10 protein-coding genes and 1 pseudogene are annotated in these 12700 nt (G+C 65.9%); 5 read left to right on the top strand and 6 right to left on the bottom strand.

Features of this window, described 5'->3' with window-relative positions; genetic code table 11:
• The first annotated feature begins 16 nt into the window (after nucleotides 1–16).
• From BMI01S_RS22310 to BMI01S_RS22295, 4 genes are all read left to right on the top strand, one after another.
• Nucleotides 17–520 (top strand): MarR family winged helix-turn-helix transcriptional regulator, encoded by a 504-nt coding sequence (locus BMI01S_RS22310; protein WP_028230748.1) that lies wholly within the window; start codon nucleotides 17–19, stop codon nucleotides 518–520.
• 88 nt (nucleotides 521–608) lie between these two features.
• Nucleotides 609–2222, top strand: a complete 1614-nt coding sequence (locus BMI01S_RS22305) for an efflux transporter outer membrane subunit (RefSeq protein WP_081716013.1) — start codon at nucleotides 609–611, stop codon at nucleotides 2220–2222.
• A 71-nt stretch (nucleotides 2223–2293) separates the two neighbouring features.
• Complete coding sequence (locus BMI01S_RS22300; protein WP_042290612.1) at nucleotides 2294–3556, top strand: EmrA/EmrK family multidrug efflux transporter periplasmic adaptor subunit; 1263 nt, start codon at nucleotides 2294–2296, stop codon at nucleotides 3554–3556.
• Between the two features lie 118 nt (nucleotides 3557–3674).
• A complete protein-coding gene (locus BMI01S_RS22295) occupies nucleotides 3675–5240 on the top strand; it encodes a DHA2 family efflux MFS transporter permease subunit (protein ID WP_028230749.1) in 1566 nt (521 codons plus the stop codon).
• Between the two features lie 131 nt (nucleotides 5241–5371).
• Here BMI01S_RS22295 and truB read toward each other — a convergent pair whose 3' ends face one another.
• The 5 genes from truB to rimP all read right to left on the bottom strand — a co-directional run bounded on the left by truB (nucleotide 5372) and on the right by rimP (nucleotide 11949).
• Nucleotides 5372–6370, bottom strand: a complete 999-nt coding sequence (gene truB, locus BMI01S_RS22290) for a tRNA pseudouridine(55) synthase TruB (RefSeq protein WP_081723390.1) — start codon at nucleotides 6368–6370, stop codon at nucleotides 5372–5374.
• Between the two features lie 10 nt (nucleotides 6371–6380).
• Nucleotides 6381–6746, bottom strand: a complete 366-nt coding sequence (rbfA, locus tag BMI01S_RS22285; protein ID WP_028212165.1) for a 30S ribosome-binding factor RbfA — start codon at nucleotides 6744–6746, stop codon at nucleotides 6381–6383.
• Nucleotides 6747–6905: 159 nt separating this feature from the next.
• Nucleotides 6906–9863 carry a translation initiation factor IF-2 gene (gene infB, locus BMI01S_RS22280; RefSeq protein WP_028230751.1) on the bottom strand — a complete coding sequence of 986 codons (2958 nt, stop codon included), beginning with the start codon at nucleotides 9861–9863 and terminating at the stop codon, nucleotides 6906–6908.
• A gap of 155 nt (nucleotides 9864–10018) precedes the next feature.
• Complete coding sequence (gene nusA / locus BMI01S_RS22275) at nucleotides 10019–11494, bottom strand: transcription termination factor NusA (RefSeq protein WP_028230752.1); 1476 nt, start codon at nucleotides 11492–11494, stop codon at nucleotides 10019–10021.
• Nucleotides 11491–11949, bottom strand: coding sequence for a ribosome maturation factor RimP (gene rimP / locus BMI01S_RS22270; protein ID WP_028212162.1), 459 nt, complete (start codon nucleotides 11947–11949; stop codon nucleotides 11491–11493). Before rimP ends, nusA begins: the two co-directional genes overlap by 4 nt.
• Before the next feature lie 248 nt (nucleotides 11950–12197).
• On the opposite strand from rimP, the gene BMI01S_RS40970 reads away from it, so the two are divergent.
• On the top strand, nucleotides 12198–12446 hold the full coding sequence (locus BMI01S_RS40970; protein ID WP_154671221.1) for a hypothetical protein: 249 nt from the start codon (nucleotides 12198–12200) through the stop codon (nucleotides 12444–12446).
• A gap of 65 nt (nucleotides 12447–12511) precedes the next feature.
• Here the strand turns inward: BMI01S_RS40970 and BMI01S_RS42015 are convergent.
• Nucleotides 12512–12700 (bottom strand): annotated as a pseudogene (locus BMI01S_RS42015) (23S rRNA pseudouridylate synthase B); the annotation flags it as partial.

The raw sequence follows: 12700 nt of genomic DNA, 5'->3' as shown, positions 1-12700 counted from the left end.
CAGTCGCAGCAGAATCATGACAGTTTCGACTCCCCCGCCCCCGCCCGAAGTCCGCGACTACGACCTCGGAGAGAGCGTCGGCTACCTGATCTCGCGGGTGAAATCGACCATGTCGAACATGGTCACCCAGCGCGCCGTTGCTGAACTCGGCGTGACGAGTCAGCAGGCCAGCATTCTCTTCATGGTGGCGACCGGCAAATGTACGCTCGCAGCCGAGCTGGCACGCGAGTACGGCATCGACGCGAGCGCGGTCACGCGGCTTGTCGACCGGCTCGAGAAGCGCGGGCTCCTGCAGCGCGTGCGCAGCTCCGAGGACCGCCGCGCGGTGCACCTCGCGCTCACGCCGGAGGGCCTCGCGATCGCCGCGCGCATGCCGGCGATCTTCCGCAGCGTGACGCAGCATCTCTCCGCCGGCTTCACGCCGGAGGAAGTCGGCTTTCTGAAAAGCATGTTGCGGCGGATCCTCGCGAATAGCTGCGAAGCTGGCCAGAGCTCGAACCCGAACCCGCCGGCGAATTGATGACAAGGCAAGCAAATTTGAACTCGCCGCAAGAGAAAATAGCTGCATCGTCCAGTATCACTACACCCCTCACGCATCGAGACGAGCAATGAAATCCCAAACCGAGTTTGCGCCGGGCCCGGCCGTGCGGGCACTGTCCTGCCGGGCGGCGGTCGCCGCCGCGGTGGCGGCGCTCGCCCTTTCGGGTTGCGCGAACTACATCGGCATCAAGAGCGACAAGACCATCGACGCGCCGCAGCAGTTCGAAACCTCCCAAAGCATTCCGGCACAGGGCGGCCAGTGGCCCACGCTCGATTGGGCGAACCAGTTCGGCGACCCGCAGTTGCCGCGGCTGATCGACGAGGCCCTCGATGGCAACCCGACCATCGCGCAGGCGCAGGCGCGCCTTGCGAAGGCTTCGTCGTACATCGAAACCTCCCGCTCGGCGCTTTTCCCGAAGGCTAACCTCAGCTACTCCTGGACGCGCCAGCTGTATTCGGCCAACGCCCTGTTCCCGCCGCCGTACGGCGGCACCTGGTACAGCGAGAACAACGTGCTCGCGAGCGCCTCGTGGGATCTGGACCTCTGGGGCAAGAACCGCCAGCGCCTCGCGCAGGCCGTCTCCTCCCAGCGTGCGGCCGAAGCCGACATGCAACAGGCGCGCATCACGCTCGCCTCATCGGTAGCCCGCACGTATAACCAGCTCGCCCAGCTCTACGAGCTGCGCGACATCGCCGTGCACGAGATCGACAACCGCAAGACCATCGGCACGATCACGAACGGCCGCGTGGTCGCGGGCCTCGACACCAACGTCGAGAAACAGACCGCGAACGGCAACATCGCGTCGAGCCAGGCGAACCTCTCGCAGATCGACGGCCAGATCGAATCCGTGCGCTACCAGTTGGGCGCGCTGCTCGGCAAGGGCCCCGATCGCGGGCTGCAGATCGCGAAGCCCGTGCTCAACCCGGCGGCGAACGTCGCCCTGCCCGACAACCTGCCCGCCGACCTGCTCGCGCGCCGACCCGACATCGTCGCGGCGCGCTGGCAGGTGGAAGCCGCGATGCACGACGTGAAGGAAGCGAAAGCCGAGTTCTATCCCGACGTGAACCTCGCGGCGGGCTTCGGCTTCGATGCGTTCGGCTGGGGCAAATTCCTGAACTTCACGAGCCGCCAGGCGAACTTCGGGCCGGCCGTGCATCTGCCGCTCTTCGACGCGGGCGCACTGCGCGCGCAACTCAAGGGGCGCTACGCCGACTTCGAGCTCGATGTGGCGAATTACAACCAGACGCTGATCGGCGCGTTCCAGGACGTGGCCACCGGCGTGTCGGCGATTCGCTCGGCGGACAAGCAGCTCGTGGACGCCCAGCGCGCGCTCGATGCCTCGACGAGCGCCTGGCAGCTCGCCGTGATCCGCTACAAGGCAGGGCTCTCCGAGCAGCTCCAGGTGCTCAACGCCGACCAGAACCGCCTCGCCGCGGAGCAGACGGTGGCGAACCTGAAGGCGCAGCGCCGCGACCAGCAGATGGCGCTCATCAAGTCGCTCGGCGGCGGCTTCGATGCGCACGACGCGCAAATCGCGCCGCCGACGGAGGTCGGCAGCGAAGCGGCCAGCGACACTCGCGGCCAGAGCGACGTGAACGGCGCGCCCTGGCGCGGCACGCGGGCGGCAACGCCGGCGCAGAGCGCGACGGCATCGGCAGGCGCCGCGCCGGCAACGAACTGAGCGCGAGGCCTGGCAGCAAGCCGGACACAAACAACTGAACGAACAGCACGCAAGAACCCGGAGATCCTTCCATGAGCACCCCCCAGCAGCCGGCCGCCAACCCGCAGCCGAACGCGAACAGCGGCAAGCGCAAGCGCATGATGACGCTGCTTGTCCTCGTGATCGTGATTGCAGCCGTTGCCTACGGCCTCTATTACTTCCTCGTCGCGCGCTTCACCGAGAGCACGGACGACGCCTATGTGAACGGCAACGTCGTCCAGATCACGCCGCAAGTCACCGGCACGGTGATCGCACTGAAAGCGGACGACACGCAAACCGTCAACGTCGGTGACCCGCTCGTGCTGCTCGACCCGGCCGATGCGCGCGTCACGCTCGAGCAAACGGAAGCACAGCTCGCGCAGACGGTGCGCCAGGTGCGCGGCCTCTTCGCCGACGACAGCCAATACGAAGCGCAGGTCGCGCAGCGTCAGTCCGATCTCTCTCGCGCGCAGGACGACCTGCGCCGCCGCATGCAGGTCGCGCAAACAGGCGCCGTCTCGCAGGAAGAAATCTCGCATGCCCGCGACGCCGTGCGCAGCGCCGAAGCGGCGCTCGAAGCCGCTCAGCAGCAGCTCGCCGCGAACCGCGCGCTGACCGCGAACACGACCATCGCCAATCACCCGAACGTGGAGGCCGCCGCCGCGAAGGTGCGCGACGCCTATCTCGCGAATGCGCGCAACACGCTGCCCGCGCCGGTCACGGGCTACGTGGCGAAGCGTTCGGTGCAGGTGGGTCAGCGCGTGTCGCCGGGCAATCCGCTCATGTCGGTGGTGCCGCTGAACTCGCTGTGGGTCGACGCCAACTTCAAGGAAGTGCAACTGAAGCACATGCGCATCGGCCAGCCGGTCGAGATGACGGCCGACGTGTATGGCTCGTCGGTGGTCTATCACGGCAAGGTGGTGGGTTTCTCGGCCGGCACGGGCTCGGCCTTCTCGCTGCTGCCCGCGCAGAACGCCACGGGTAACTGGATCAAGGTGGTTCAGCGTCTGCCGGTGCGTATCTCGCTCGATCCGGAAGACCTGCAGAAGCACCCACTGCGCATCGGCCTGTCGATGCAGGTGGACGTGAGCATCCGCAACGATTCCGGCACCCAGCTCGGCAACGCCCAGAACACGGTGTACGAGACCGACGTGTTCGCAAAGTACGGCGCGGAGGCCGATGCGGAGATCGCTCGCATCATCGCTGAAAACGCCGGCCCGAATGCGCACAAGGCGGTTAGCAATGCCGCCGGCAACGCGGGTAGCAAGGCGCAGGTTTCGTCCGCGCACGCCGCGAAGTCCGGCGCCAAGGGCTAATTGAAGCCGCTGAATGAAGCGCTGACAAAAGCACTCGCAAACGCTGGCGCGGGCTGATCCTCAGCCCGCGCCAGCGTCGCTTCGCGTTGCCTCGAACCGGTCAACCAGAAAGGACTCCATGGCAGCACCACAAGCACCCGTCGCCCATGCGCCGCTGCAGGGCGCGCAACTCGTGATCGGCACCATCGCGGTGTCGCTCGCGGTGTTCATGAACGTGCTCGACACCTCGATCGCGAACGTGTCGATCCCGTCGATTTCGGGCGACCTCGGCGTGTCGTCGGACCAGGGCACATGGGTCATCACTTCGTTCGCGGTTGCCAACGCGATCTCGGTGCCGCTGACCGGCTGGCTCACCGACCGCATCGGTCAGGTGCGCCTGTTCATGGCGTCGATCATCCTGTTCGTGATCTCGTCGTGGCTGTGCGGCCTCGCCCCCACGCTGCCCTTCCTCCTCGCTTCGCGCGTTCTGCAGGGCGCCGTGGCCGGTCCGATGATCCCGCTCTCGCAAACGCTGCTGCTCGCCAGCTATCCGCGGGCGAAGGCGCCCATGGCGCTCTCGATGTGGTCGATGACCACGCTCATCGCGCCGGTGGCCGGCCCGATTCTCGGCGGCTGGATCTCCGACAACATCTCGTGGCCGTGGATCTTCTACGTGAACATTCCGGTCGGCATCGTCGCGGCGCTCGCCACTTGGGCGATTTTCCGCAACCGCGATTCGGTCGTGAAGAAGGCGCCGATCGACGGCGTGGGGCTCGCGCTCCTCATCATCTGGGTCGGTTCGCTGCAAGTGATGCTCGACAAGGGCAAGGATCTGGACTGGTTCTCGTCCACCACGATCATTGTGCTCGCGCTCACCGCGGTAATCGCGTTCGCGTTCTTCGTGGTGTGGGAGCTGACCGCCGATCACCCCGTGGTCGACCTGTCGCTGTTCGCACGGCGCAATTTCACGGGGGGCACGGTCGCGCTCTCGGTGGGCTATGGCCTTTACTTCGGCAACCTCGTGCTGCTGCCGCTGTGGCTGCAGACCGATATCGGCTACACGGCCACCGATGCGGGCCTCGTGATGGCGCCCGTGGGCTTCTTCGCGATCCTGCTCTCGCCGGTCACCGGCAAGATCCTGCCGCGCACCGATCCGCGCTATATCGCGACAACGGCGTTCCTCGTGTTCGCGCTGTGCTTCTGGATGCGCTCGCGCTACACCACGGGCGTGGACACCTGGGCGCTCACGCTGCCGACGCTCATTCAGGGCATCGGCATGGCGGGCCTCTTCATTCCGCTCGTGTCGATCACGCTCTCGGGACTGCCGGGTCATCGCATTCCCGCGGCATCGGGCCTTTCGAACTTCGTGCGGATCATGTGCGGCGGCATCGGCACCTCGATCTTCGAAACCGCGTGGGATCACCGCACGACGTTTCACCACGCACGCCTCACCGAAGTGGCGACGCCGACCAACCCGGTCTTCAATCAGTCGATGCAGCAGTTCCAGAGCGCGGGTCTCGATCCCTCGCAGGCGCATGGGCTGTTCGAGCGTATGCTTTCGCAGCAGGCCGCGCAGCTCGGGGTGAACGACCTCTTCTGGATCTCCTCGATGATCTTCATCGTGCTGATCGCGCTCATCTGGATCACGCGACCCGAGCGCGCAGGCGGCGCCGATGCGGGCGCGGCGGCATCGGCGGCGCATTGAGGCTCCGGCGCTGCTCAAGCGGGAGAAGGCGCCGATAGCAAAACGGCACGTCCGGTTGTTCTCCGGCGTGCCGTTACTGTTTGTGGGCCCCGCGCGCTTGGGGGGCGCTTCGGGCGCGTTGTGGCCGGTGCTCAGCCCGCGCCGCTCACGACCAGCCGCTCCGGCGCGAGCACCCCGTTCGCGGCCTTTGCGACGCCGAGCAAACGCCCGTCTTCCGCATACACGCGGACCCGCTCCGCCGCCTCGCAGACCGCACGGTCGAGCACCAGCTCGTTGAGCGGCAAGCGCTGGCCGTGGGTGAAGCGGCGCGCAGCGTCCGCACCGAGCGTCACCGCGGGAAACGTCGAGAGCAACGCGTCCACGGGCCTCAGCCAGCTATCGCGCGCGGGCTCGTCGGCGGCGGTGAGCGCGTCGAGCGTGACCGCATGCTCGAGGGTGAGCGCGCCCACGCCGGTACGACGCAGCATCGCCAGATGCGCGCCGCAGCCCAGCGCCTCGCCGATATCCTCGGCGAGCGTACGGACGTACGTGCCCTTGCTGCAGGTCACGCGAAACGTCACCTCGGGCACTTCAGGCAGCGCGCACGCGATCATCTCCAGCGCAAGGATCTTCACCTGGCGCCCTTCGCGCTCGACCGTCTGACCCGCACGCGCATATTCGTAGAGCGGCTTGCCGTCGCGCTTGAGCGCCGAATACATCGGCGGCACCTGCACGATGTCACCGAGAAAACGCGTCATCGCTTCCCGCACCCGGGCTTCGTCGCACGCGACCTCGCGCGTCTCGATCGCCTCGCCTTCGGCGTCGCCGGTGGCCGTGCGAATGCCGAGACGCATCGTCGCCTCATAGGTCTTGTCGGCTTCGAGCAGATCCTGCGAAAACTTGGTCGCCTCGCCGAAGCACAGCGGCAGCAAGCCCGACGCGAGCGGATCGAGCGTGCCGGTATGGCCCGCCTTCTTCACACGATAGAGACGCTTTGCGCGAATCAGCGCGTCGTTGCTGGACAGGCCGACGGGCTTGTCGAGCAGCAGCACGCCGTCGAGCAGGCGTCGGGGCACCTTCGGTCGGGCCGCGTCAGGTCGGGCCGCGTCAGGTCGGGCCGCGTCCTGGTTCTGTTTCGATGATGCAGTCATGCTGGCCGCGTCAGTCGTCCTTCGCCCGCGTGGCGTTGGCCTCGTCGATCAGGCGCGACATCGCGACACCCTTTTCGACCGACTCGTCGTAGTGGAAATGCAGCGTCGGCACCGTGTGAATGTGCAGACGTTTGAAGAGCTGGTTGTGCAGGTGGCCCGCGGCGTGATTGAGCGCTTCCTGCGTGGTCTTCGGGTCGCCCGTGAGGGTCGTGAAGTAGACCTTCGCGTGCGCGTAGTCGGGCGTGAGTTCCACGCTCTGGATGGTCACGAGACCCACGCGCGGATCTTTCACTTCGCGCATCAGCTCCGACAGATCGCGCTGGATCTGATCGGCGATCTGGACGTTGCGATTCGGAGTAGAACGTTTTTTCGGCATGATGATTCCACCTCTTGATCTGCGAGGCATTCAGGCGGCGTTGCGTCGTCGAGGCGCACACGGCCGCGCAAAAACAAAACGGGCGGGGCTGGCCAGCGCCTGCCCCGCCCGTTATCGGCAAGCGGGCGACCCCCAGGTCTGCCCGCGGGCGCCGCCGTGTTACAGCGTACGCGCGACTTCGGTGATCTCGAACACTTCGAACTGGTCGCCTTCGACGATGTCGTTGAAGTTCTTCACCGACATACCGCACTCGAAGCCTTGCTTGACTTCCTTGACGTCGTCCTTGAAGCGCTTGAGCGAATCGAGCTCGCCGGTGTGGATGACCACGTTGTTGCGCAGCACACGCACCGACGACGAACGCTTGACGATACCGTCCGTGACCATACAGCCCGCCACCGTGCCGACCTTCGGCACCTTGAAGACCTGGCGCACTTCGACCATGCCGGTAATGACTTCGCGCTTCTCCGGCGCCAGCATGCCCGACATCGCCGCCTTCACCTCATCCACAGCGTCGTAGATGATGTTGTAGTAGCGGATGTCCACGCCGTTGGTCTCGGCCAGCTTGCGCGCCAGAGCGTCGGCACGCGTGTTGAAGCCGATGATGACCGCCTTCGAAGCCGTGGCGAGGTTGACGTCGCTTTCGCTGATGCCACCCACTGCGGCGTGCACGATCTGCACGCGCACTTCGCTCGTCGAGAGCTTGAGGAGCGCATGAACCAGCGCTTCCTGCGAGCCCTGCACGTCGGCCTTGACGATGAGCGGGAGGTTTTGCACTTCGCCTTCGCCCATTTGCTCGAGCATGTTCTCGAGCTTCGCGGCCTGCTGCTTCGCGAGCTTGACGTCGCGGAACTTGCCCTGACGGAACATGGCGATTTCGCGCGCCTTGCGCTCGTCCGGCAGAACGATGACTTCTTCGCCTGCGCCCGGCACTTCCGACAGACCCTGAATTTCGACCGGAATCGACGGGCCCGCTTCCTTCGTGGGCTTGCCGGTTTCGTCGAGCATGGCGCGCACGCGGCCATAAGCCGTACCTGCGAGCACCACGTCGCCGCGGTTCAGCGTACCCGACTGCACGAGCACGGTGGCAACCGGACCCTTACCCTTGTCGAGCTTCGCTTCGATCACGAGACCCTTGGCCGGCGCTTCGACCGGTGCCGTGAGTTCCAGTACTTCGGCCTGCAGCAGCACGTTTTCGAGCAGGTCGTCGATGCCCGCGCCGGTCTTCGCCGACACCGGCACGAACGGCGAGTCGCCGCCGTACTCTTCCGGCACGACGCCTTCCGCGACGAGTTCCTGCTTCACCCGCTCGGGGTTCGCATCGGGCTTGTCGATCTTGTTGATCGCCACGACGAGCGGCACGCCCGCGGCCTTCGCGTGCGAGATCGCTTCCTTCGTCTGCGGCATCACGCCGTCGTCGGCCGCGACCACGAGAATCACGATGTCCGTTGCCTTCGCACCGCGGGCACGCATGGCCGTGAAGGCCTCGTGACCCGGCGTGTCGAGGAACGTGATGACGCCACGCGGCGTTTCGACGTGGTAGGCGCCGATGTGCTGCGTGATGCCGCCCGCTTCGCCCGCTGCGACCTTGGCGCGGCGGATGTAGTCGAGCAGCGAGGTCTTGCCGTGGTCGACGTGACCCATGACGGTCACGACCGGCGGACGCGGCAACTGCTCGGCGTCCGTGCCCGTGGCCTGGCCTTCGACCAGCAGCGCTTCCGGATCGTCGAGCTTCGCGGCAACCGCACGGTGGCCGAGTTCCTCGACGATGATCATCGCCGTTTCCTGGTCGAGCATCTGGTTGATGGTGACCATCTGGCCCATCTTCATCATCACCTTGATGACTTCCGACGCCTTCACGGACATCTTGTGCGCGAGATCGGCCACGGTGATGGTTTCCGGCACGTGCACTTCACGCACGATCGGCTCGGTCGGTGCCTGGAACGTCGATGCGTCCTGGTGACGGCCACGGCCCTTCGGGCCGCCGCGCCAGCCGCGGTCCACGCCGCCCGACGAGTCGCCGCGCGTCTTGATGCCACGGCGCTTCGCTGCGTCGTCCTGCCAACCGCCCTTGCCTGCGCCCGGCTTCTTGTTGCGGTCGCCAGCGCCCGCGCCCGGCGCGCTCGTCGAGGGCGCTGCCGTCGTGGCAGGCTTCTTCGCCGCGGCGCCTGCACCGGCGGCCGGCCGTGCCGCTGCGCCTTCCGGACGGGCCGGCTTGTGCAGCGTGCCCTTGGCTTCGGCGGGCTTCGGCAGCTCGGCGGGCTTGGGCGCCTCGGGCGCCTTCACCTGCGCCTTGCGCGGCGTGTTCATCATTTCGCGAATCGCGCGCGCTTCGGCTTCGGCAGCCGCGCGGCGGCGGGCGATCTCGTCCTGTTCCTTCTGCGCCTTTTCGGCGGCTTCGCGTGCGGCGGCCTCGGCCTTCTGGGCCGCTTCGCGCTGCGCCGCGCGCTCGGCGGCGGCGCGCTGTTCTTCCTGCTGGTCCTGCGCCTGCTTCACTTCCTTCGCTTCCGCTTCGGCGTTGCGCTGCGCGGCTACGGCCTGGGCAGCGAGCTCGCGGGCGGCGGCATCGGCCGAGGCCTTCTTCTTTGCGACCTCTTCCTCGGCGCGGCGACGCTCGGCTTCGGCGGCCTCTTCGCGCGCACGGCGCTCGGACTCTTCACGCGCGAGCAGTTCCTGGCGCTCCTTGAGCTCCTGAGCCTGACGCTCGAGCAGTTCGGCCTCGCGGCGCGCTTCTTCCTCGCGGCGCTGCAGTTCCGCCTCTTCGGCGGCTGCGGCTGCGTCGGCTGCATGATTCGATGCCTCCGCCTCACCGGCGGACTCGTCGCGGCGGACGAACGTGCGCTTCTTGCGCACCTCGACCTGAATGGTGCGAGCCTTACCCGTCGAATCGGACTGCTTGATTTCCGACGTATGCCGTTTCGTCAGCGTGATCTTGCGCTTGTCCGCATCAGTCGAGCCGTGAGACTTGCGCAAGTGGTCGAGCAGACGCGCCTTGTCCGTTTCGGACAAGGAGTCAGCTTCGCTCGCTTTCGTGACGCCCGCCGCCTGCAGCTGCTCCAGCAGCACGCCTGCAGGCATTTTCAGTTCCGCGGCAAATTGGGCTACGTTGTTACTCGCCATTCATTCCTCTTAATGCAAGGACCGATTCCTTGCGGTTGACATCGGTTCATGCGGCCGTGGGTGCCCTGCATCCAGCAAGGCCCCGCCGCGATCAGATTAGTGGGTCATGGTCGCTTCCTGCTCGTCGCGCCCTGGTGTCGTTTCCCGTTGCCGGGTCACTCGAACCAGTGCTCACGCGCCTTCATGATCAACGCCTTGGCGGCGTCCTCTTCCATTCCCGTCATTTCGGTAAGCTCGTCCACGGCCAGCTCGGCGAGCTCGTCGCGGGTGTGAACTTCGTGCTCCGCGAGTTTCGCGAGCAGATCCGGGTCCATGCCGTCCAGGCTCTTCAGATCCAGGGCGGCGCTTTCCACCTTTTCCTCGTTCGCGATCGCTTGCGTGAGCAGCGCGTCGCGCGCGCGGTTGCGCAGCTCGTGCACGGTGTCCTCGTCGAACGCCTCGATTTCGAGCATTTCGTTGAGCGGCACGTAGGCGATTTCTTCGAGGCTCGTAAAGCCCTCGTCGATCAGGATGTCGGCGACTTCCTCGTCCACATCGAGACGCGCCATGAACAGGTCGCGCAATACCGTGCGCTCCTGGTTCTGCTTCTGCGCGGATTCGTCCGGCGTCATGATATTGATTTGCCAGCCGGTCAGTTCGCTGGCAAGACGCACGTTCTGGCCGCTACGGCCGATCGCGACCGCGAGTTCGCTCTCGTCGACCACCACGTCCATCGAATGCTTCTCTTCATCGACGACGATCGACTGCACGGCTGCCGGCGCGAGCGCGCCGATCACGAACTGGGCGGGATCTTCCGACCATAGCACGATGTCGACGTTTTCGCCACCGAGCTCATTGCGCACCGCCTGCACGCGCGAACCGCGAATGCCGACGCAGGTGCCGATCGGGTCGATGCGCTTGTCGTAAGCCACCACGCCGATCTTGGCGCGCACGCCAGGATCCCGCGCCGCCGCCTTGATCTCGAGCAGGCCTTGTTCGATTTCCGGCACTTCCATTTCGAACAGCTTCATCAGGAACTCGGGCGCCGTGCGCGAGAGCTCGATCTGCGGGCCGCGCGCGGTGCGGTCGACCTTGCCGATCCAGGCGCGCACGCGGTCGCCCACGCGCAGGTTTTCCTTCGGAATCAGCTGATCGCGGCGCAGCAGCGCTTCGACACGGCCCGACTCGACGATGAAGTTACCCTTGTCCATGCGCTTGACCGTGCCGGTCATGATGCTTTCGCCGCGCTCGAGGAAGTCGTTCAGGATCTGCTCGCGCTCGGCATCGCGCACTTTCTGCAGGATGACCTGCTTGGCGGCCTGCGCGCCGATGCGGCCGAACTCGACCGAAGGCACGGGCTGCTCGATGAAGCCGTCGATCTGCGCTTCGGGGTCTTGCTCGCGCGCTTCGAACAGCAGGATTTCCTGGTCCGGCTCCTGCAGGCCCGCCTCGTCCGGCACGACACGCCAGCGGCGAAACGTTTCGTGCTCGCCGCTTTCGCGGTCGATATGCACGCGGATATCCGCATCCTCGTCGAAGAGTTTCTTGGAGGCCGACGCAAGCGCCGCTTCAAGGGCGGCAAACACCACGTCCTTGTCGACATTCTTCTCGCGTGCCAGCGCATCCACCAGCATCAACACTTCGCGACTCATTGTTTGCGGCTCCTAAAGTCAACTTTTGGGACAAGGCGTGCTTTATCGATGTCCGCGAGCGTGAAATCGAGCATCGCAGGACCCGCCTTCCCTTCGAATTCCAGACCGATGGTTTCGCCTTCGGGAGCATGCACGATACCCCGGTACGATTTCCGTCCGTCCAATGGCTTTTTCAACGTGATTACCGCTTCGCAGCCTGCGAAGCGTTCGAAGTCCGCCAGCTTTTTCAGCGGACGGTCGAGCCCGGGCGACGAAACCTCGAGCCGCTCGTAGTCGATGTTCTCGACCGTCAAAACGTGCTGCAGCTGACGCGTGACCTTCTCGCAGTCCTCGATCGCGATCCCCGCGGGCTGATCGATGTAGATGGTCAGCATGCCGCGCCCGGTGCGCTCGAGGTCGACCAGCTCGTAACCGAGCCCGGTGACCGTGGTTTCAATCAGTTCCGTCAGTTGCACAATGCCCACTCCAGATGTTCGCGCGGGGGCCGGCAACTTCCTTCGCTCTCGTTCTTGCTTCGCTCGGGATTCGCGGGCCGCGCGCCAGGTGAGCGCGCGCTGCTCACCGACCTGCCCCCACGATGGCGAACGACCTGGCTCGTTGATTCTCCGCCCCCAAATTGACAATGCCGAACGTGAAACGTCGGCATTTGTCGGCATCCCTGCCAGGATTGCGCAAGGATTGATTCGGGGCGAACCAAAAAAAAATGGGCGAAACGCCCATCTTCTCACTTAGCCAGGTGGTCGCACCTGGGACGCGTATTACAGCGCAGTCAAACAGCCGCACGCCCAGCGACTTCGTGATTCTAGCCTTTTTTCGCCATTTACGCAAACCGCCGGTCAAGCCCGAGCGCCATTCTGCCGTTATTTCCGGGCCTGGCAGCGCGATTTTCACGCATATCAGCCGTTTTTTCGGCGCCGGTGGAAGGACCGAGAGTGGAATCCAGCGCCGCTAGCCCACGCGCTGACGCGCAAGCGGACGCCCGCCGCATGGTGCGGCCTGGCGTCGTGCCTCGCCTCGTCAGTGACCACGCGTGCGGTTGCGCGGTGCCCCGCGCTGGCCGCCACGGCTATTGCCGCCGGCGCGGTTGCCGGTGGTGTTGGCGTTGCCGCCAGTGCCGGGACCGCTGCGGCGATTGCCATTGGCATTGCCGCCTGCGCGCTTGCCGGCGCCCGCGCTCGGGGCGCGGTTGCCGTCGACCTCGCGCCC

This window comes from Paraburkholderia mimosarum LMG 23256 = NBRC 106338 (assembly GCF_000739815.1).
Classification (GTDB): domain Bacteria; phylum Pseudomonadota; class Gammaproteobacteria; order Burkholderiales; family Burkholderiaceae; genus Paraburkholderia; species Paraburkholderia mimosarum.
The sequence above is the reverse complement of the archived record's forward strand: the minus strand, read 5'-3'. Positions and strand labels throughout refer to the sequence as shown.

Bases quoted from the DNA above. Each gene is read 5' to 3' on its own strand.
- infB (WP_028230751.1), bottom strand. From the start codon at position 9,863: ATGGCGAGTAACAACGTAGCCCAATTTGCCGCGGAACTGAAAATGCCT.
- rbfA (WP_028212165.1), bottom strand. From the start codon at position 6,746: ATGCCGAAAAAACGTTCTACTCCGAATCGCAACGTCCAGATCGCCGAT.
- BMI01S_RS22305 (WP_081716013.1), top strand. From the start codon at position 609: ATGAAATCCCAAACCGAGTTTGCGCCGGGCCCGGCCGTGCGGGCACTG.
- truB (WP_081723390.1), bottom strand. From the start codon at position 6,370: ATGACTGCATCATCGAAACAGAACCAGGACGCGGCCCGACCTGACGCG.
- BMI01S_RS22310 (WP_028230748.1), top strand. From the start codon at position 17: ATGACAGTTTCGACTCCCCCGCCCCCGCCCGAAGTCCGCGACTACGAC.
- BMI01S_RS40970 (WP_154671221.1), top strand. From the start codon at position 12,198: ATGGGCGAAACGCCCATCTTCTCACTTAGCCAGGTGGTCGCACCTGGG.
- nusA (WP_028230752.1), bottom strand. From the start codon at position 11,494: ATGAGTCGCGAAGTGTTGATGCTGGTGGATGCGCTGGCACGCGAGAAG.
- BMI01S_RS22295 (WP_028230749.1), top strand. From the start codon at position 3,675: ATGGCAGCACCACAAGCACCCGTCGCCCATGCGCCGCTGCAGGGCGCG.
- BMI01S_RS22300 (WP_042290612.1), top strand. From the start codon at position 2,294: ATGAGCACCCCCCAGCAGCCGGCCGCCAACCCGCAGCCGAACGCGAAC.